Annotated in this window: 24 protein-coding genes; all 24 read right to left on the bottom strand. The window is 45.8% G+C overall.

Annotation, left to right across the window (positions count from 1 at the left end; all coding sequences use genetic code 11):
- Window positions 1-5: 5 nt before the first annotated feature.
- Entirely contained in the window at window positions 6-1,412 is a 1,407-nt protein-coding gene (atpD, locus tag M3221_RS10485; protein ID WP_242232767.1) for a F0F1 ATP synthase subunit beta, read from the bottom strand.
- 62 nt (window positions 1,413-1,474) lie between these two features.
- Window positions 1,475-2,335: a F0F1 ATP synthase subunit gamma gene (locus M3221_RS10480; protein WP_251271605.1), complete on the bottom strand. Its 861-nt coding sequence runs from the start codon at window positions 2,333-2,335 to the stop codon at window positions 1,475-1,477.
- An 80-nt stretch (window positions 2,336-2,415) separates the two neighbouring features.
- The gene (gene atpA, locus M3221_RS10475; protein ID WP_242232765.1) at window positions 2,416-3,924 is read right to left on the bottom strand and encodes a F0F1 ATP synthase subunit alpha; all 1,509 of its coding nucleotides are present in this window, start codon (window positions 3,922-3,924) and stop codon (window positions 2,416-2,418) included.
- A gap of 53 nt (window positions 3,925-3,977) precedes the next feature.
- Window positions 3,978-4,520 (bottom strand): F0F1 ATP synthase subunit delta, encoded by a 543-nt coding sequence (locus tag M3221_RS10470; RefSeq protein ID WP_251271603.1) that lies wholly within the window; start codon window positions 4,518-4,520, stop codon window positions 3,978-3,980.
- The gene (atpF, locus tag M3221_RS10465) at window positions 4,517-5,038 is read right to left on the bottom strand and encodes a F0F1 ATP synthase subunit B (protein ID WP_242232763.1); all 522 of its coding nucleotides are present in this window, start codon (window positions 5,036-5,038) and stop codon (window positions 4,517-4,519) included. The genes M3221_RS10470 and atpF overlap by 4 nt, the downstream gene beginning before the upstream one ends.
- Before the next feature lie 321 nt (window positions 5,039-5,359).
- Complete coding sequence (gene atpE / locus M3221_RS10460) at window positions 5,360-5,572, bottom strand: F0F1 ATP synthase subunit C (protein WP_255821825.1); 213 nt, start codon at window positions 5,570-5,572, stop codon at window positions 5,360-5,362.
- 72 nt (window positions 5,573-5,644) lie between these two features.
- On the bottom strand, window positions 5,645-6,370 hold the full coding sequence (gene atpB, locus M3221_RS10455; protein WP_242232762.1) for a F0F1 ATP synthase subunit A: 726 nt from the start codon (window positions 6,368-6,370) through the stop codon (window positions 5,645-5,647).
- A gap of 1 nt (window position 6,371) precedes the next feature.
- Complete coding sequence (locus M3221_RS10450) at window positions 6,372-6,764, bottom strand: ATP synthase subunit I (protein WP_251271601.1); 393 nt, start codon at window positions 6,762-6,764, stop codon at window positions 6,372-6,374.
- A 6-nt stretch (window positions 6,765-6,770) separates the two neighbouring features.
- Window positions 6,771-6,986 (bottom strand): AtpZ/AtpI family protein, encoded by a 216-nt coding sequence (locus tag M3221_RS10445; protein ID WP_242232760.1) that lies wholly within the window; start codon window positions 6,984-6,986, stop codon window positions 6,771-6,773.
- Window positions 6,987-7,238: 252 nt separating this feature from the next.
- On the bottom strand, window positions 7,239-8,387 hold the full coding sequence (gene wecB / locus M3221_RS10440; protein WP_251271599.1) for a non-hydrolyzing UDP-N-acetylglucosamine 2-epimerase: 1,149 nt from the start codon (window positions 8,385-8,387) through the stop codon (window positions 7,239-7,241).
- 19 nt (window positions 8,388-8,406) lie between these two features.
- A complete protein-coding gene (gene upp / locus M3221_RS10435; protein WP_242232758.1) occupies window positions 8,407-9,036 on the bottom strand; it encodes a uracil phosphoribosyltransferase in 630 nt (209 codons plus the stop codon).
- Window positions 9,037-9,174: 138 nt separating this feature from the next.
- The gene (gene glyA, locus M3221_RS10430) at window positions 9,175-10,416 is read right to left on the bottom strand and encodes a serine hydroxymethyltransferase (protein ID WP_251271597.1); all 1,242 of its coding nucleotides are present in this window, start codon (window positions 10,414-10,416) and stop codon (window positions 9,175-9,177) included.
- A gap of 160 nt (window positions 10,417-10,576) precedes the next feature.
- Window positions 10,577-11,155 carry a TIGR01440 family protein gene (locus M3221_RS10425; protein ID WP_251271595.1) on the bottom strand — a complete coding sequence of 193 codons (579 nt, stop codon included), beginning with the start codon at window positions 11,153-11,155 and terminating at the stop codon, window positions 10,577-10,579.
- On the bottom strand, window positions 11,155-11,604 hold the full coding sequence (gene rpiB, locus M3221_RS10420) for a ribose 5-phosphate isomerase B (RefSeq protein WP_242232755.1): 450 nt from the start codon (window positions 11,602-11,604) through the stop codon (window positions 11,155-11,157). Before rpiB ends, M3221_RS10425 begins: the two co-directional genes overlap by 1 nt.
- A 55-nt stretch (window positions 11,605-11,659) precedes the next feature.
- On the bottom strand, window positions 11,660-12,949 hold the full coding sequence (locus M3221_RS10415) for a methyl-accepting chemotaxis protein (RefSeq protein WP_251271593.1): 1,290 nt from the start codon (window positions 12,947-12,949) through the stop codon (window positions 11,660-11,662).
- Entirely contained in the window at window positions 12,946-13,368 is a 423-nt protein-coding gene (locus M3221_RS10410; RefSeq protein WP_251271591.1) for a low molecular weight protein arginine phosphatase, read from the bottom strand. Before M3221_RS10410 ends, M3221_RS10415 begins: the two co-directional genes overlap by 4 nt.
- An 85-nt stretch (window positions 13,369-13,453) precedes the next feature.
- Entirely contained in the window at window positions 13,454-13,975 is a 522-nt protein-coding gene (locus tag M3221_RS10405; protein WP_251271589.1) for a manganese efflux pump MntP, read from the bottom strand.
- Between the two features lie 266 nt (window positions 13,976-14,241).
- Window positions 14,242-15,282 carry an L-threonylcarbamoyladenylate synthase gene (locus M3221_RS10400; RefSeq protein WP_251271587.1) on the bottom strand — a complete coding sequence of 347 codons (1,041 nt, stop codon included), beginning with the start codon at window positions 15,280-15,282 and terminating at the stop codon, window positions 14,242-14,244.
- 92 nt (window positions 15,283-15,374) lie between these two features.
- Window positions 15,375-16,040: a stage II sporulation protein R gene (locus M3221_RS10395; RefSeq protein WP_251271584.1), complete on the bottom strand. Its 666-nt coding sequence runs from the start codon at window positions 16,038-16,040 to the stop codon at window positions 15,375-15,377.
- A 45-nt stretch (window positions 16,041-16,085) separates the two neighbouring features.
- Window positions 16,086-16,931: a peptide chain release factor N(5)-glutamine methyltransferase gene (gene prmC / locus M3221_RS10390; RefSeq protein ID WP_251271582.1), complete on the bottom strand. Its 846-nt coding sequence runs from the start codon at window positions 16,929-16,931 to the stop codon at window positions 16,086-16,088.
- Window positions 16,932-16,934: 3 nt separating this feature from the next.
- Window positions 16,935-18,005 (bottom strand): peptide chain release factor 1, encoded by a 1,071-nt coding sequence (gene prfA / locus M3221_RS10385; RefSeq protein ID WP_251271580.1) that lies wholly within the window; start codon window positions 18,003-18,005, stop codon window positions 16,935-16,937.
- Window positions 18,006-18,022: 17 nt separating this feature from the next.
- Complete coding sequence (locus M3221_RS10380; RefSeq protein ID WP_242232747.1) at window positions 18,023-18,595, bottom strand: thymidine kinase; 573 nt, start codon at window positions 18,593-18,595, stop codon at window positions 18,023-18,025.
- A 238-nt stretch (window positions 18,596-18,833) separates the two neighbouring features.
- Entirely contained in the window at window positions 18,834-19,046 is a 213-nt protein-coding gene (gene rpmE / locus M3221_RS10375) for a 50S ribosomal protein L31 (protein WP_242232746.1), read from the bottom strand.
- A gap of 128 nt (window positions 19,047-19,174) precedes the next feature.
- Window positions 19,175-20,458 (bottom strand): transcription termination factor Rho, encoded by a 1,284-nt coding sequence (gene rho / locus M3221_RS10370; RefSeq protein WP_251271578.1) that lies wholly within the window; start codon window positions 20,456-20,458, stop codon window positions 19,175-19,177.
- Between the last annotated feature and the right edge of the window lie 64 nt (window positions 20,459-20,522).

Here is a 20,522-nt window from a genome sequence, read left to right as displayed (position 1 = left end):
CTATATTAAACGTTTGCACCCATTTCTTGTGCTTTTGCCACTACTTCTTCAATGCCGCCGACTAAACGGAACGCATCTTCAGGAAGATTATCATGTTTACCATCCAAGATTTCACGGAATCCACGTACTGTATCTTTTACTTGTACATAAGAACCTTTTTGTCCTGTAAACTGCTCTGCCACGTGGAAGTTTTGAGAAAGGAAGAATTGAATACGGCGCGCACGCGCAACAGTCAATTTATCATCCTCTGACAACTCATCCATACCAAGGATTGCAATGATATCCTGCAATTCTCTGTAGCGCTGCAATGTTTGCTGTACAGCACGAGCTACTGAGTAATGCTCTTCACCAACGATTTCCGGTGAAAGGGCGCGTGATGTTGAAGCAAGCGGATCTACCGCAGGGTAAATACCCATCTCAGAAAGTTTACGCTCAAGGTTTGTTGTTGCATCCAAGTGAGCGAACGTTGTTGCCGGAGCCGGATCCGTGTAGTCATCGGCTGGGACATAAATCGCCTGGATAGATGTAACAGAACCAACGTTTGTTGATGTAATACGCTCTTGAAGCTGACCCATTTCTGTTGCCAATGTTGGCTGGTAACCTACCGCAGATGGAAGGCGTCCAAGAAGGGCTGATACTTCAGAACCTGCTTGAGTGAAACGGAAAATGTTATCGATGAAGAACAGTACGTCCTGTCCTTGTTCGTCACGGAAATGTTCCGCCATTGTCAGACCCGTCAAAGCTACACGCATACGTGCGCCCGGCGGCTCGTTCATTTGGCCGAAAACCATCGCTGTTTTTGAAATAACGCCTGAATCGCTCATTTCGTGGAAAAGGTCATTTCCTTCACGTGTACGCTCACCAACACCGGCGAATACAGAGATACCGCCGTGCTCTTGAGCGATGTTGTTGATCAATTCCTGGATCAAAACGGTTTTACCTACACCGGCACCACCGAACAAACCGATTTTACCACCTTTGATGTAAGGCGCAAGAAGGTCAACAACTTTAATTCCTGTTTCTAGAATCTCAACTTCTGTTGAAAGCTGGTCAAAAGTAGGCGCCTGGCGGTGAATCGCATCGCGGCGTGCTCCTTCTTCGACTGGTTTCTCATCGATTGGTTCACCAAGGACGTTGAATACACGTCCAAGCGTCACATCTCCAACCGGTACCGAAATCGCGCTTCCTGTATCAATTACTTCCTGGTTACGCTGAAGGCCATCTGTTGATGCCATCGCGATCGCACGAACAGAATCGTCGCCAAGATGCGTAGCGACTTCTAACGTAAGCTCCGTACCGGCTTCAGAACCGATTTGAACTTTTAAGGCGTTATAAATGGCAGGAAGTTGACCGTTTTCGAATTTAACGTCAACAACCGGACCCATAACTTGAAGAACGCGTCCTTTGTTCATCTTTTTCCCTCCTGTTTGGTTAGCTTCATTCTATGTCGGGACGTAAACCGCCCATTTTTAATCTACTCGAGTGCTGCTGCCCCGCCGACAATTTCCGTAATTTCCTGGGTAATAGCGGCTTGACGCGCACGGTTGTATTGAAGTGTCAACGTGCGGATAAGCTCTTTCGCGTTATCGGTTGCATTCTGCATGGCCGTCATACGCGCTGCGTGCTCACTCGCTTTTCCGTCAAGAAGTGCTCCATAAATCAAGCTTTCTGCATACTGAGGAAGCAAGACTTCAAGAATCTCTTCTGCGGAAGGCTCAAATTCATATGAAGAAAGACGTCCGCCGGATGCTTGAATATCTGTCAGCGGCAATACTTTCTTAGCCGTTACATCCTGCTGGATTGCATTGACGAAATGGCTGTAGTACATATAAAGCTCGTCATAAGCTCCCTCTGAGAAAAGATCGACTGTTTTTCGGACGATCTCTTTTACATCCGCAAAAGACGGCTGATCTGGAAGACCCGTAACGCTTTCAATGGTATCGATGCCCCGGATACGGAAGAAATCCCGTCCGACACGCCCGATTGCAATGATTACGTACTCGTCTTTTGATGTATGACGTTCTTGAATACGTTTATAAACAGAACGCAAAATACTGCTGTTATAAGCTCCCGCCAAACCACGGTCCGATGTAATAACAAGGTACCCGGTTTTTTTAACGGGGCGGGAGACAAGCATCGGATGTTTTACATCTTTACTGCCGAGCGCAATTGACGCAACCACTTCCTGAATTTTATCCATATACGGAACAAATGACTTCGCATTCATTTCTGCACGATTCAATTTAGAAGCAGATACCATTTGCATGGCTTTCGTAATCTGACTCGTCTTTTTTGTCGATGTAATACGTGTTTGTATATCGCGTAACGATGCCACTTTCTCTCACCACCCTTTTGTGTTTGATAACGCAGGAAGGGGCGGACGTCCGATGAGACGGTACCGCCCTTCTTCTGCTCTTATTCGGATTTCACAAACGATTTTTTAAACTCGTTGATTGCTGCTTTCAACTCGTCATCAGACGGAAGTTCTTTCGTTGTGCGAATATGATCATACACATTCGTGTGGTTTTTATCGAGCCAGTGCAGTAATTCGTCTTCGAAACGAGTGATATCAGAAACCGGAATATCATCAAGATGGCCGCGTGTTAATGCATAAAGAATAACAACCTGGCGCTCAACTTTAAGCGGTTTGTTCAAATCCTGTTTCAATACTTCAACTGTACGTGCGCCGCGGTTTAGTTTTGATTGCGTAATCGCATCAAGATCTGAACCAAACTGAGCAAATGCTTCAAGCTCACGGTACGCAGCAAGGTCTAGACGCAGTGTACCTGCTACCTTTTTCATCGCCTTGATCTGCGCTGAACCACCAACACGTGATACAGAAAGACCCGCGTTAATCGCCGGACGAACACCTGAGAAGAACAAGTCAGACTGCAGGAAGATCTGTCCGTCTGTGATAGAGATAACGTTCGTTGGAATGTAAGCAGAAATATCTCCCGCCTGTGTTTCAACGAATGGAAGTGCTGTAATAGAACCTGCACCAAGTTCATCGTTCAACTTCGCTGCACGCTCAAGCAGGCGTGAATGCAAGTAGAATACGTCACCAGGATATGCTTCGCGGCCTGGAGGACGGCGAAGAAGAAGGGAAAGTTCACGGTATGCAGCTGCTTGTTTTGAAAGATCATCATATACGATCAAAACGTGCTTGCCGTTGAACATAAAGTCTTCTGCCATAGAAACGCCTGTGTATGGCGCAAGGAACAACATCGGAGCTGGTGAAGACGCAGATGCCGTTACAACGATTGTGTAATCAAGTGCACCGTGTTTGCGAAGAGTTTCCACCGCATTACGAACTGTTGATTCTTTTTGACCAATCGCAACATAGATACAAACCATATCCTGGTCACGCTGGTTTAAGATTGTATCGATCGCAACCGTTGTTTTACCTGTTTGACGGTCACCGATGATTAATTCACGCTGTCCGCGGCCGATTGGTACAAGCGCATCAATCGCTTTGATACCTGTTTGAAGCGGCTCATGAACAGATTTACGAGCCATAACGCCTGTTGCCGGGCTTTCGATTGGACGTGTTTTTGTTGTGTTGATTGGACCAAGACCATCGACTGGCTGGCCAAGAGAGTTTACAACGCGGCCGATTAGCTCTTCGCCAACCGGAACTTCCATGATGCGGCCTGTGCGGCGCACTTCATCGCCTTCTTTGATGCCTGTGTAAGGACCAAGAATAATAATACCTACGTTGTTTTCTTCCAGGTTTTGAGCCATACCCATAACGCCGTTTGAGAACTCAAGAAGCTCCCCTGCCATAACGTTGTCGAGGCCATGAGCACGTGCGATACCGTCCCCAACCTGGATGACAGTACCGACGTCGCTAACTGTAATATCGGTCTGGAAGTTTTCAATTTGCTTTTTTATCAGCGCACTGATTTCTTCAGCTTTGATGCTCATGCATGTCACCCCTCAATTTCTTTTTGTAAAGTGTATTTTGCTTCTGATTTGGTTTATAAATTCGTCGTTAATTGCTTTTGAAGACGATCTAGCTTGCCTTGCAGTGTTCCATCAAAAATACGGTTCCCAATTCGAACTTTTAATCCGCCCAAAACATTGGAATCGACAATATTTTCAATAGTTAACGTTTGTTTGCCGACTTTACGGGCAAACGTTTGAGATACACTTGCTGCCTCTGCTTCTGTTAACGGCCGTGCCGAGTACACAATGGCCTCTGCCATGCCGCGTTCTTCATTAGAAAGCTGAATAAACTCTTCACATACTGTCCCAATCTCATCGGCGCGACGGCGCTCAACAAGAAGTTTCAGTGTGTTCAAAACCTCTGTTGATGCGTGAGCGGCCAGTGTGTTTACAAGTGCCTGCTTGTCTGCCAGCGATAAATTCGGTGACTCGAGTGCTTTAGCAACCTCACCGTTTTCTTCGATGACTTCTTTTACAATGCGCACTTCCTGATCAAATTTTGCTACCTGATTGTTTTCTTTTGCCAGTTCAAAAAGCGCGATCGCGTAGCGTTTTGCCGCTCCGGATTTACTCATCGCTCTTCGCCTGCCTCTTTAATAAGATAGTCGTTGATCATTTTTTCCTGATCTGCTTCTGAAAGATCTTTTTCAATCACTTTCGATGCGATCATTACTGAAAGCGAAGCTACTTGCTCACGAAGCGTGCTCATTGCTTTGTCACGCTCCTGTGCGATTTCAAGCTTCGCCATTTCTTTTAAGCGTTCAGATTCAGCACGGGCTGCAGCCAAAATGTCGGCTTTTTGTTCTTCTGCTAATTTCTTGGCGTTTTCAATCGTGTTTTGTGCTTCAAGGCGGGCTGATTTAGCTTCCGCACGTGTTTGTTCTAATAATTGATTCGCTTCTGTACGGCTTTTTTCTGCTGCATCAATTTCAGATGAGATTAAGTCCGCACGCTCCTGCATAATGCCCATTAATGGAGCCCATGCAAATTTTTTCAGCAATGCGAGCAAGATAATGAACATGATTAACTGGAAAAAGATATCACCAGTGTTTAATCCGCCACCTGCTCCAAGTACAAATGAATTTGTCGTCACGATTTTCACTCCCTTCAACAGCTTCATCCCCGAATGGGAAAAATATGTTCCTTTTTTACATAAAGGAATGGCGAAGGCTCGCATTTAGAATGTGATCTTCGCCATTCAAAAGGCCAGCCGGAATTCATGCCGGGGCTTTTCATATCCTTTATCTGCCTAACTTCAGGTGAATGACTGTCCTCTCTGCCGGAAGCCGGATCACGATCCGGGCAGAAAAATCATTCACCAATGTTTAATTGTCGTTGTAAAACCGGCTTCTTGGGTATAACTAGATAAAGGCATGTGCGTCCATTTGTCAAAACCGCTTCGAAAGCGTGTTTATTACTGAGCGCTTGCCATGAATGCAATAACAACGGCGATGATAGGAATCGCCTCAACAAGGGCAATACCGATGAACATGATTGTTTGAAGAGTGCTGCGCGCTTCTGGCTGACGAGCTACCCCTTCAATTGTTTTTGATACGATAAGACCGTTACCTACACCGGCTCCAACGGCCGCTAAACCAACTGCAATTGCTGCTGCTAAAAAACCCATTGTAATGTTTCCTCCTTATTATTAAAAGCTTGATTTACTTGGAAAAGATTCATTTCCAAGCAGCTAGATATATTAATGGTCATGACTCACTTTGTGCGAGATGTAAACCATCGTTAACATAGTAAAGATAAATGCTTGGATTGAGCCAACGAAAAGCGAGAAGCCCTGCCATGCAAGTGTTGGCAGAATGGCTGCTAAATGACCTCCAACTCCAACCGCCAGGGAAGCTGACAGTAATGAAAGAAGGATTTCACCAGCGTAAATGTTTCCGTAAAGCCGCAGACCCAATGTCAGCGTGTTTGCAAATTCTTCAATCAACTTCAGCGGAAGCATAAACCACATTGGACGGAAAAAGTCCTTGCCGTATTCAGAGATTCCTTTCATACGGACTGCATAATAATGTGTAAGTGCGACCACCATAACTGCAAGTGTCATCGTCACGGCCGGATCGGCTGTTGGCGACTTCCACCATAAGTGATTGTCATAAACGATTGAAAATGGAAGACCGAGCATATTGGAAACAAAGATATACATAATCAATGTAATTCCAAGAACGTGAAACCGGCCGCCTGTTTTCCAATCCATATTGCTTTTGATGATTCCTTTAACAAAATCCATAACCCACTCGATAAAGTTTTGCATTCCTGCCGGCCTTAGGGCCAACGTGCGAGTTGAGATCACCGCGAGCAAAAACACTATCACACTGGCAATTGTAATCATTAATACGTTCGCCAGATTGAAGGTCATTGTCAATCCACCAAATAAAGGAAGATCGTATAATGGAGCTTCGTGATGCAAATTATTTCACCTCTTTCCGGATCATACGTTTTATAAAGTGCTGGATTACAAAATCTATCATAATCACTGCATAAGCAGTCATTAATCCCACAATAGTACTGATCATATGAAACTGTTCGGGGTTTCGGAGGGCAATAATCGCGGCTAGTGCAGCGGTGGCGATTCGTGTTGACGTGCCAAGCCGCGGCGGTTTTAAGTCGTTATCGACTGCTTTGTTAAAGCGCAGCATCCGCCTGGAGATGAGCCAGTGATTGCACATACTAAGTATCGTGCCGAGAATCAATCCGGCAAAAATACTTTGTGCTGACGTAAAGCCCCATCCGAGAACAAAAATAGACAAAAGGTAAAACAGATACATTCTTTGTCTTCTAATAGATTGCTGGAGTTCGGACATAAATGGCTAGTCTCCTGAATTGAAATAATGAAGGGTACGGAACATTGCATAAACGCCTGCAAAAAGGCCTGCCAGCAGTCCGACAATTAAAAAGAGGGGCATAGTACTCAACCGTTTATCAAGAGCAAGGCCCCCGAAAATGCCAATTAGCATAGAGCCAGCAAGCTGGGTAAGTATTGTGGTGTAAATGGCTATGGATCGGAATGGCGTTTTGTTGTTCATCCCGCACCTCGCTGATTCAGTAAATTGGCGAAAAAAGAACCAGAAAAAAAACGGTTACACTATGTATAAAACCCATTGTCCTTACCCTTTGTTAGCATACAATAGGGCTTTTTCAATGTCAATGTGTTGGGAACGAAAACTCAAGTTATCATGTACATATTTCACAAAATGCTCATACTTTTTTCATTTTTTTCCGAACATTTATGTAGAATAGAAAAAAGTCGTCCGCTATTTGCGACGACTTTTTTCTTCTTATTTTACTTCAAACCGTTCCGGCTTGTTTGGATCCACTCCAAAATAATAGCGAATTGCATCACAAATGCGCCGTGATGCTTCCCCGTCTCCATATGGATTAGAAGCTTTGGACATTTTGTCGTATGCTTGTTGATCCGTTAACAGCTCAGAAGCAAGCGAGTAAATCGTTTCTTCTTCTGTGCCGGCAAGTTTCAGCGTTCCCGCTTCAATCCCTTCCGGACGCTCTGTTGTATCACGCAGTACAAGAACCGGTACACCAAGTGAAGGAGCTTCTTCCTGCACGCCGCCCGAATCTGTCAGGATGATATGGGCACGTTCAGCAAAGTTGTGGAAATCAATCACATCAAGCGGTTCAATCAAGTGAATGCGCGGATCATTTCCTAAAATAGAATCCGCTGTTTCACGCACAACCGGGTTTAAGTGAACCGGATAAACCACTTGAATGCCTTCGTGATCCTCTATAAGACGCTTGATGGCACGGAACATGTTTTTCATTGGTTCGCCCAGATTTTCGCGGCGGTGCGCTGTCATTAACACAAGCCGGTCATCGCCCAGCTTCTCAAGCACCTCATGCGTATACTCTTCTTTAACCGTTGTTTTCAGCGCATCGATCGCTGTATTGCCTGTTACGAAAATAGACTCCGGCTTCTTATTTTCATTTAATAAGTTTTGTTCAGACTGTGCCGTCGGTGAAAAATGAAGATCCGCCATTACACCTGTCAGCTGGCGATTCATTTCTTCAGGGAACGGTGAATACTTATTCCATGTACGAAGACCCGCTTCCACATGACCCACTGCAATTTGATTGTAAAAAGCAGCAAGTCCGGCTACAAACGTGGTCGTTGTATCACCGTGAACGAGTACGATATCCGGCTGGACTTCTTTCATGACTCCATCAAGTCCTTCAAGTCCGCGCGTCGTTACATCGATCAGCGTCTGGCGGTCTTTCATAATATTCAAATCGTAATCCGGTGTAATATTGAAAATGTTCAGCACCTGATCGAGCATTTGGCGGTGCTGGGCTGTTACCGTAACAATGGCTTCAAATTCGTCTGGACGCTTTTTCAGTTCCAAAACGAGCGGAGCCATTTTAATCGCTTCCGGCCGCGTGCCGAAAATCGTCATTACTTTAATCGGGCGATCCATTCTCTCCACCTGCTTTTCTTTATTTTGTTCCGAATAAACGGTCACCGGCATCGCCGAGACCCGGTACAATGTAGCCTTTTTCGTTCAATTTTTCATCCAGTGATGCAATGTAAATGTCTACGTCCGGGTGTGCTTCTTTTAAAAGCTCTACCCCTTCCGGAGCGGCAATCAGGCACATAAATTTAATATTTTTTGCGCCGCGCTTTTTCAAGGAACGAATGGCTTCAATAGCAGAGCCGCCTGTTGCAAGCATCGGATCTACCACGATAAAATCGCGATCCTCTACATCAGATGGCAGCTTTACATAATATTCAACCGGCTGAAGCGTTTCCGGATCACGGTATAAACCGACATGGCCTACTTTTGCCGCAGGGATCAGCTTAAGTACACCGTCTACCATTCCAATACCTGCACGCAAAATCGGCACAATTCCAAGCTTTTTACCGGCAAGCACCATCGCTTTTGCATCACAAACCGGTGTTTGCACCGTTACTTCTTCAAGCGGCAGATCCCGTGTAATTTCAAATGCCATCAGTGTGGCCACTTCATCTGTTAGTTCACGAAAATCTTTCGTGCCCGTGTTTTTATCGCGAATCATTGTCAGCTTATGTTGAATAAGCGGATGATCGAATACATAAACTTTTCCCATCAAGTTCACTCCTCGTTTATACGGTCATACAAAACCATTCCTATTTTACTCCAAAAGTAAAGGGCGGGCAACCGAGGGGACAGGGCGCTTCTTTGAAACATAAAAAACTGCCGGCATCTGCCGGCAGTTTTTGTTTGATTATGCTTCTTGGTAAAGTGAGTATTTTGATGTTAAAGCAACAACGCGTTCTGCTGACTCTTTCAACACTGCTTCATCTTCATGATTTTTCAATGTTTTTGCAATGATTGAAGCCACTTCATCCATTGCAGCAAGGTCGAATCCACGTGATGTAACCGCTGCTGTACCGATACGAATACCACTTGTTACAAATGGGCTTTCCGGATCGTACGGAATCGTGTTTTTGTTTACCGTAATGCCCACTTCATCAAGCACTGCTTCTGCTACTTTTCCTGTTAAGCCAAGGGAACGAAGATCGATCAAAAGAAGGTGGTTATCTGTTCCGCCCGACACGATATCGATTCCTTCTGCTTTCAAGCCTTCTGCAAGACGGCTTGCGTTGTCAATGATGTTTTGCGCATACGTTTTGAAATCATCCTGAAGTGCTTCTTTAAATGCAACAGCTTTTGCAGCGATTACGTGCATAAGCGGGCCGCCTTGAATACCAGGGAAGATTGATTTATCAAACTTTTTACCAAACTCTTCTGTTGACAAAATCATACCGCCGCGTGGACCGCGAAGCGTTTTGTGTGTTGTCGTCGTTACAAAGTGAGCGTAAGGAACTGGGTTTTGGTGAAGGCCTGCTGCCACAAGGCCGGCAATGTGTGCCATATCGACCATTAAGTAAGCGCCCACTTCATCTGCGATTTCACGGAATTTAGCAAAGTCAATTGCACGCGGGTACGCACTTGCACCAGCAACAATCAATTTCGGCTTGTGCTCAAGTGCTTTTTGGCGAACATCTTCATAATCGATTACTTGCTCTTCTTTTGTTACGCCGTACTCAATGAAGTTGTACTGAACGCCGCTGAAGTTAACCGGGCTTCCGTGTGTTAAGTGGCCGCCATGAGATAAATTCATGCCAAGAACCGTATCGCCTGCTTCTAATACTGCAAAGTAAACACCCATGTTTGCCTGTGCACCTGAATGCGGCTGAACGTTTACATATTCTGCACCAAAAAGTTCTTTTGCACGATCACGTGCCAAGTCTTCTACCACATCCACGTGCTCGCAGCCGCCATAGTAGCGTTTGCCTGGGTAGCCTTCTGCGTATTTATTCGTTAAAACCGAACCTTGTGCTTCCATTACTGCTTCTGATACAAAGTTTTCTGAAGCAATCAGTTCAATCTTTGTCTGCTGGCGTTTCAGCTCATCCTGAATTGCTGCAAATACAGCCGGGTCCTGCGCTTGAATTTTGCTCATCGTTGTTCCCCTTCCCAATCTATAAAATAGTTCATGCGAGTTGTCCTTAAAATCCTCTTTCATAATAACATGTTTCCCGAATCTTTCAACCGCATTTTTTGTTTTTTTACGCTTTTTCGTTAAGAAATGAGCTTTTTCTTTTTGAAAACGAGCTCATTTCTTAACATTCTGTTCCGTCGAAATCATTTACATTCGTTTTTTCATATACCGCTCTCGGCCCGCCGATCAATTTAGGACGTGTTCTGGCCATGGTGACATGCGCAGCGCCGACTGAATTTCCCGACGTCCGGACTGGCACGGCTACATGTTTTAAGTGCATGCCGATCAATGTATCGCCAATATCAATTCCACCGTCCGCTTTAACGAATTCAACGAGTACACAGTTTTTTTGCCGGTAGGCATAAGCAGCCATGGCCCCGCCGGCAGTCCGCACCGGCACAGCTGCTACTTCTTCATAGCCGAATCGCTGTGCCGCTTCCCGTTCCATTACGACTGCTCTATTTAAATGCTCACAGCATTGAAAGGCTAAATGAACACCTGTTTTTTCCGCGAAGGCCTGCAGCACCTCATAAAGAGCAGCTGCTGTCTCATCTGTACCGGCTGTACCGATCCGGCCGCCGGCTACTTCCGATGTAGAACAGCCTACAATAAACAGCTGTCCTTTTTGAAATTGAGCTTGTTCCTGCAGCTCTGAAAGAAGGGACTCAAGTTCCTGTTTCCAAACCGTAAGCCGATCCATTACTGTCCGCTTCTTTCTTCATATTCGGCAATTTTGCCGATCCGCGTGGCATGGCGTCCGGCTTCAAAATCAGTTGTCAGCCACATTTGGGCAATTTCCCGTGCAAGCCCCGGTCCAATCACGCGCTCGCCCATTGCAATTAAATTTGTATCGTTATGCTGGCGTGTCAGTTTAGCGCTGTATACATCATGCACAAGCGCGCAGCGGGCTCCTTTTACTTTATTGGCTGCAATGGACATCCCAATGCCTGTTCCGCAGATTAAAATGCCGCGGTCAAATTCACCTGCGGCGACTTTTTCCGCTACTGGAAGAGCGTAGTCTGGATAATCAACGGATGTGGCGCACTCACAGCCAAAATCCTCATACTCAATGCCGAGTTCTTCCATTAGTGTTTTGATTTCTTCGCGAATATTGATTCCGCCATGATCTGATGCGATGGCTACCTTCATATCCAAGACTCCTTTCAAGCTTTTTTGTTTTATTTTCTCATACTTCGCAGGGAAACTACAGTTTAAAACGTGTAATGACAGACTTGAGCGCAGCTGCCTGCTCTTCCAGCTTTTGGCTGATGCTGCCGATTTCATGAATCACATCTGACTGCATTTGTGCCGCATGGGTCACTTCATTTGCCCCAGCAGAGGTTTCTTCAGCAATGGCAGCCACCTCTTGAGACTGGTGCGTCGTTTGTTCAATTTTGCCCATCTGCCGATCAACAAGCGTAGAAATTTCCTCGACCTCGGCAGCCATACTCATAATCGCTGCACCAATTTGGCCAACCGCTTCCTGAGCCGACGCTCCTTTTTGAACCCCTTCTTCTGCCGCCTTTGCCTGATCCGTAATTTTCTGAACAACATGATCGACTTCAAGCTGAATCTGCTTTACAAGGTCAGAAATGCTTTTGACCGCTGTGGCACTTTCATCTGCAAGCTTGCGGACTTCTTCTGCCACTACAGCAAACCCTTTTCCATGTTCCCCGGCGCGTGCCGCTTCAATGGACGCATTGAGTGCCAATAGATTAGTTTGAGCAGCAATATCTCCTACCAGGCTGATCACGCTGCCGACCTTGCGGGCATTTTCTTCGAGCGACCGGACCGCTTCCAGCGACTCCATGTTGTCAGCCGCAAGCCCATCCATTCCGGAGATAAGCAATTGAAATGTTTCTCTGCTTGTGTCCAGCTCGCCAACCATACTCTCCGCTTTTTGGGCGGACTCTCTCGCTTTCCTTTGTACATCTCCAGCAATTTCGGCTACTTCTTCCATTGCTTCTGCTGTTGCCTGTACAGCAAGAGCGGAACTTTCGGCACCGCTGGCAATTTCCTCTGCTGTTTGTGCCATGCTCCCAGCCTGATGCACAGCTTGGCCGCTGATCTGTGCGATATGGCCGACGCTTTCATCTGTAATAGCAAAGTTGCTTTCGATGCTTTGTACCATCATTCGTAAATTTGTAAGCATCTCGTTAAATGCTGAAGCGAGTGCACGAATTTCATCATCACTATTTGGAAGAGTGACTTCTTGTTCAATTCTTCCTGAAGCCGCCTCCCGAGCGGCTGCTTCAAGCCGGATAATCGGCTTTACAAAATAAGCCGCGGCAAAATAAGCTAACACAGCTGACCAAAAAATACCGAACGCAAGTGTAGCAATCGTAAAAGCCATTTCGTTTATATGCGAAAAGTAAGCCGGATAAATAAAATACATAAATAATGCACTGAAGGTATACGTAATAAGGGCAAGCAGCGTCACAAGCAGAACCAGTTTTTTTCGAATGCTGAATGAATACGCCTTTTTTTCTCTCATTTTTCGGATTCTCTCTCCAGCCACCTGCTTATGTAGTACTCAAGCTCTTCAAATGTTTTTCGGTACTCCGCGTCTGAACCGCCAAATGGATCGACTACGTCTCCGTCCGCTTCCTTCAGCGGTCTTACTTTATCCCGAAACTGCGGGAAATGAACGTCAATCAGCTGTTTATGTGACGATGTCATCGTCATGACAAGATCTGCCCATTTGAGCAGTTCTTCTGTGACTTGGGCGGCGGCGTGATTGTGTGGAATCCCTTTTTCATTTAAAACAACTGTCGTTCCCCTTGAAGCAGGTGCGCCTGGACTCGCGTACAATCCAGCTGATTTCACTTCCCAGTCTGGCTTCTTTTGGCGTAAAATGGCTTCCGCCATTGGACTGCGGCATGTATTGCCTGTGCATACGAATAAAATTTTCATGGTAACCACCTTTGCATACGTTTTCTTTCATTATAATGGATTAAATTACAGTAAAATAGTCCTTTTCTATTTGAAAAGGACTTCGTCATGTAAATATCCATTTTAACCCAATTAATAATAGAAACACACCTCCTGCTGCTTCTCCAACCTTTCCCGCTGCTGTACTAATCCGACTGCTGAGCAGCAGGCCGGCCATGGTCATGACGCCCGAGAATACACCAAAGCTCATCACCGCTATGGACTTGTCCATCCCGAGCACACCAAGCGACAATCCCGTCGAAAAGCTGTCCATACTTACTCCGAAGGCAAACAGCATGATACCGATACCGGCCGGCTTTTCTTGTTCTTCCTGCCTGAAAAAGGAAAGCACCATCTGCAGACCGGTAATGACAAGAACCAGCCCGCCCGCTGAAAACAGAATATCCCCAAATCTTCCGTGCAGGAAGTTACCCGCTGTCATGCTGGCAGCAGGAAGGATCACATGCATAATACCGACTGCAGCACTCAGCTTGAGTTTGTCCCATAATCCCATACGTCTCATTCCAACAGCCAGGGCTGCACCAAATGCGTCTGCCGACAGTGCTAATGATAAAATAAAAATATCCATGCTTATCTATATGCCGGGCGGTGTTTTCTATAACCGGCGCCATGCAGGAATCATAACGATAAACACGCTCTCAGATTTATTTTTTTCGTATGCAAAACAATCTTTTAGCTGCTGTATAGGACGCTGCCGCCCAGGGTTAGGCTTAAGCATAGAAAAACCTGATGTTGATTCCATTTTATTTGATGTATATTTCTCACACAGCAGACCGCCGAACAAGGCCTGCGCACCAAATGAAAAAAGCAGGCTGTCTGGTCAGCCTGCTTTTTTCATTTGATCCATTTATGTCCTGCTGCTTTTTCAAGCCTGTTCATAATGGCTGCACCGACGCCTTCTGTCGGAAACGCTTCGGCAATGATTATATCAACCGGCTTTTCATTAAATGCCCGGAGTGCCCCGTACAATTCCCTGGCAACCGAAGATAAGTCACTTCTGCTTCCACACACAATAACAGCCTCCGCTTTGTACGAGGCTGCGTTTTCTGATGCGGCCAGCACGCCGACTTTTTTGCCTTCTTTCTTCCATTCATCTACTTTTTTCTGAATAGCTTGAGCCGTTCCTTCCATTATGTAAAGCGGTGCTTCAGGCGCATAATGTGTATATTTCATTCCCGGCGCCTTCGGGGCGTCTTCCTGTTTCTTTAAAACGGTATTTGTGTCCGCTTTTCCAGCTACTGCTTTAATATCCGCTTCGGTTACGCCGCCCGGCCGCAGGACAATCGGATAATCACCTGTGCAGTCAACGACAGTAGATTCCAATCCGACTCCTGTTTCACCTGCATCTACCACTCCGGCAATCCGTCCCTTTAAGTCATCGAGCACATGCTGAGCCGTGGTCGGGCTCGGTTTTCCTGAACGATTCGCACTCGGCGCCGCCACTGGCACTCCTGCTTCTTTAATTAAAGCAAGCGCGGCTGGATGATTGGGCATTCGAAGAGCTACCGTATTAAGACCGGCTGTGACCCGCTCAGACAGAACCCCATCTTTTTTTGGAACAATAACTGTCAGCGGACCTGGCCAAAACGCCTCCATCAGCTTGCGTGCATAGGATGGAATAGAATGAGCTAATTCGTCCACATCTTTTTTGTCCGCAATGTGGACAATAAGCGGATTATCAGATGGCCGCCCTTTTGCTTTAAAAATTTTGTCCACAGCGTTATCCAGTTTTACCTGTCCCCCCAGGCCATACACGGTTTCTGTAGGAAATGCGACTACCTCTCCTCTTTGGATAAGCTCGGCTGCTTCTTTTATTTGTGGATAATGTTGATGAATTTCCTCAAAGTTATCCACAAACCAGTATTTCGTCTCCATATTTGTCACCTTTGCTTTTTTATTTACAAAATCTAAGAATACTTTACTTAATTCTATATATAAATCGACTTTCAGCTTTGTTATAAACAAAGTTATTCACAATATGTGTATAACTTATCCCCGATTGTGTATAACTGTGTGGATGACTGTGGATTTTCTTTTACTTTCTCACATAATAAATCTAGATCTTCTTGCATCGCAAGGGCTTTTTCCCTTTCTTTTGAATCATCATCTTCTTTCAAATGATCCCATAACTCAATAACCGCCCATTTATATCCCGAATCTTCTTCTTTTTCTTCTGGAAAACAAAACGATGGATACAGTAAACACCACCAGTTATCCCCACGTCCATCCCCAATAGTGACAACAAGCGATTCATAATCGCCCGGCGGATATACATAACGGCCATACTGCTTGGCAGGAAATGCTTCCTTGCCCAGCGAAACATTAACAGGTGCACCGTCCGCCGTCTTTACGGCGATTTCTTTTACTTCTTTTATATTTTCTCCGATCAAAGTACGCGCTTCCCCGGGTGAATGCGCATTCGCCGCCCACTTGCTGATTTGCTCAGCAACCGCAAAGTGAACACGCTCTTTTCTTTCCTGCTCTGATCGGCTGTTGTCATGCGCAACGACCCTGATACGGATTGCCTCTTCTGGAATACCGCCCGCAGCGGGATCAGACGGGGCAAAATACATCATAAAGCAAACGGCAGCTGAAAGTCCATATACATATAGAATAAGAATTTTTGTTTTCATTTTATCATCCCTCCCGGCAATCAGTATCGCCGGAAAGGATTTATCTTAAACGTGCAAAAATACCATTCTATCTTTTTTATTAATATCATACATAATGCTTACTGTCCCATCTGGGAAAGCTGCCTGAAAAAGAGCGGCAACTTCTTTGGTTTGGCCGGCGCCTGTTTCCACGCCGACAATTCCCCCCGGCTTCATAACAAGCGGCAGCTGCTCAGCCAGCCTCCGGTACAAATCAAGCCCGTCTTCTCCACCAAACAATGCCATATGCGGCTCGTGATCCACCACAACTGTGGACAATGTTTCCCGCTCTCGGGCCGGAATGTAAGGCGGGTTCGACAGCAGTACATCCACCAGCAGTCCTTGCTTAATGAGCGGTTCTGCCAGGTCGCCATGCCAAAACGTCACGTCCGCACCGAGAATATCGGCATTTTGGGCTGCCGTCTGCAATGCTTCTGGGGATAAATCCACTGCGTAGACAGAAGCATCCGGCCGTTCAGCTTTCATGGTTACGGCAATTGCACCGCTCCCTGTTCCAATATCGACAATCACCGGGCTCTTTATTTTTTTTATTTTTTCGATTGTATGATACACAAGCTCTTCTGTTTCGGGCCGCGGGATTAAAACATGGTTGTTTACGATAAACGACCGTCCGTAAAACTCTTCCATGCCAATCAAATGCTGGACCGGCACTCCTTCTGCATGGCGTTGGACCATTTTTGAAAAAGCATCCCACCGCTCTGGTGTCAGTGGATCATGCAGCCTCGCCAATAGAGCGGAGCGGCTTACGCCCATTACATGCTTCATCAGCAGTTCACCCGCATTCGCATCGCGGCTGTGCTCGACTAAATAAGAAGAAGCCCATTTTAGGGCTTCATATATTTTTTGTTCCACTTATTAATCCTCCAGGTTTTCAAGACGGCTTGACTGATCTTCTACGATAAGAGCATCAATTACTTCGCCGACTTTGCCTTCAAGAATTTGATCAAGCTTTTGAATCGTCAACCCGATACGGTGATCGGTTACGCGGTTTTGCGGAAAATTATACGTGCGGATCCGCTCCGAGCGGTCACCGGTACCTACGGCTGATTTGCGGACAGCGTCGTATTCTGCCTGCGCTTCTTTTTGAAACTTATCGTAAATACGCGCACGAAGAACTTTCATCGCTTTTTCTTTGTTTTTAATTTGTGATTTTTCATCCTGGCAGGATACAACGATGCCAGTTGGCAAATGCGTCAGCCGGACAGCAGACATCGTCGTATTGACGGACTGGCCGCCCGGTCCGCTTGATGCGAATGTATCCACCCGGATGTCTTTATCGTGCACTTCCACTTCGACTTCTTCTGTTTCCGGCATAACCGCAACAGTCGCTGTAGACGTATGAATACGCCCGCCAGATTCTGTTTCTGGTACACGCTGTACCCGATGGGCGCCGTTTTCGTACTTTAATTTAGAGTAAGCACCGCGGCCATTAATCATAAAAATAATTTCTTTGTAGCCGCCAACCCCGGTTGTACTCGCTTCGATTACATCAATTTTCCAATTGTTTGCTTCTGCATACCGTGAATACATCCGGTACAGATCGCCAGCAAACAGAGCCGCTTCATCGCCCCCAGCAGCGCCGCGAATTTCCATAATGACGTTTTTATCGTCATTCGGATCTTTCGGTATAAGCAAAATTTTCATCCGGCCTTCCAGATCAGAAAGCGTACCTTCCAGCTCGCTCATTTCTTCTTTAACCATTTCCCGCATTTCAGCATCAAGCTTGTCTTCAAGCATCGCTTTCGCATCGGCATATTGTTCTTTTGCTTCTTTGTACTGCCGGTATACTTCCACTGTTTCTTGAATATCTGATTGTTCTTTAGAATAATCGCGAAGCTTAGCCGGATCATTTACAATATCCGGGTCACTAAGCAGTTCATTTAATTTTTCGTATCGGTCTTCTACTGCCTGCAATCGATCAAACATTGTCTACACCTCGTTTGTTAAAGCGGCGGGTTTTGATGGCATTTCCGACAAACCGGATAATAGGTATCGTTGCCGCCGATTTGAATTTGTTCCCCTGTATACACAGGTTTTCCTTCTTCATCCACGCGCAGATTCATCGTTGCTTTTCGCTCACAAAACCAGCAGATCGTTTTCATTTCTTCTACTTTATCCGCGTAAATAAGCATATACTGGCTTCCTTCAAACAGCTCATTTTGAAAATCATTTTTCAAGCCGAATCCCATAACCGGAATGTTCAGTTCGTCTACAATCTGGGCGAGCTGCAGCACGTGCTTCTTTGATAGAAACTGCACTTCATCTACCAGAATACATGATGGCGATGATGGATCTCTTCGTACCTCTTCAAATACGTTTGTATCCGCGAAGATCGGACGCGCCGGACGCCGCAGGCCTACGCGGCTTGAAATGTAGCCAACTTCATCCCGAGTATCGAGACCTGACGTAAACAAAAGCACGCCCTTATTTTGTTCTTCATAGTTATTGGCAACCTTTAAAATTTCAATCGACTTGCCGCTATTCATCGCACCATATTTAAAAAAAAGCTGGGCCATCCTGCCTGTCCCTCCATTTTATCTAAGAAAAGCGCAAGGCGCCCGCTTATCGGCGACAAGCATAAGACGAGCACTGCCGGAGGCGCTTTTTGCCTCCAGAAGCGCTTGGCTTATGACCTCGAGCCGATGGCGCCTGGAGCTAGACATTACAAACATCATTCAAAAATTGATGGTCTATTATTTTTACATACAAAAAAACAGGCAAGCAGTTTGCACTCCTTGCCTGTCCCTTTTATCATTATCTTGCTTGATCTTTAAGGCCGTATTTTTTGTTGAAGCGATCCACACGTCCGCCTGCGTCAGCAAATTTCTGACGACCAGTGTAGAATGGATGGCATTCAGAGCAAACCTCTACGCGGATCTCGTCTTTAACTGAACCAGTTTCAAACTCGTTACCGCATGCACATTTAACAAGTGCAGTTTTGTAGTTAGGATGAATTCCTGCTTGCATCTTTTTTCTCTCCTTCCGCCCTGAGTCATTCCGAAACAGAGTTAAATATAATTAGGTGTTAATCCTAATTATTTATTTCATTCACATAAATCACATTATAGCAGGCACCCTCAAAAATTGCAATTAGGTTACAGCATTTTTTTTGAGGCGCCATTTTTCTTTGTTTCAGCAAGCAGCTGAGCAATAAATTCCTCGTTGCTTTTTGTCTGGCGCAGACGGCGCAATACTTTATCCGCCAAGTCTGGCGCATCTGACATTGTTTTACGAATTGCCCAGACCATATCAAGCTGTTCTTTGCCAATCAACAGCTCTTCTTTGCGCGTACCCGAACGGCGAATATCGATGGCCGGGAACACACGGCGCTCGGCAAGTGAACGATCAAGGTGCAGTTCCATATTGCCCGTCCCTTTAAACTCTTCGTAAATCACATCATCCATACGTGAGCCCGTATCAACGAGAGCCGTGGCCAAAATCGTTAAGCTGCCGCCTTCCTCAATATTGCGCGCGGCACCAAAAAAGCGTTTTGGGCGGTGAAAAGCTGCCGGATCAATACCGCCGGATAAGGTACGGCCGCTCGGCGGAATCACAAGGTTGTATGCACGAGCCAGGCGTGTAATAGAATCCATAAGGATGATGACATCCCGCTTATGCTCAACGAGACGCATGGCGCGTTCAAGTACAAGTTCTGCCACTTTAATGTGGTTTTCCGGCACTTCATCAAATGTCGAACTAACGACTTCAGCTTGCACCGAGCGCTCGATATCCGTTACTTCTTCCGGACGCTCATCAATAAGCAGGACAATCAGCTCTGCTTCCGGATGGTTGGCCGAGATCGAATTGGCAATTTCTTTTAACAGCATTGTTTTCCCGGCTTTCGGCGGTGCAACAATCAAGCCGCGCTGGCCAAACCCAACTGGCGAAACCAAATCCATAATCCGGGTAGATAAGTGTCTGGACTCAAGTTCAAGCTCGATTTGGCGGTCCGGGTAAAGCGGCGTAAGCGCTGGAAAATGAACCCGTTCCTTTGCTGTTTCCGGATCTTCTCCATTGACCGCTTCTACATGCAGAAGTCCGTAATACCGTTCATTTTCTTTTGGCGGACGAACTTTTCCGGATACTTTGTCCCCGTTTCGAAGATCAAAACGGCGAATTTGAGAAGCAGAAATATAAATATCTTCCGAACTGGCTGAGTAGTTAATCGGACGAAGGAAACCAAAGCCTTCCGACTGAATGATTTCAAGCACTCCTTCCATAAAGAAGAAGCCTTGCTGCTCAGCGCGCGCTTTTAAGATGGCAAAAATCAGTTCTTTTTTGGTGAGCTTGCTATAGTAGGAGATTTTGTACGTTTTGGCAAGTTCGTATAACTCTTTTAGTTTTAAGTTTTCAAGATGATTGATTGTAAGTTCTTCCATTATGGCACCACACTTTATTAAATTGATTTGATAGAAGGGAGGGGTGACGATGAAGCATGATAAA

The organism is Domibacillus indicus (genome assembly GCF_023715895.1).
Taxonomy (GTDB): Bacteria; Bacillota; Bacilli; order Bacillales; family Domibacillaceae; genus Domibacillus; species Domibacillus indicus_A.
This window is presented reverse-complemented; position numbering and strand designations above follow the sequence as displayed.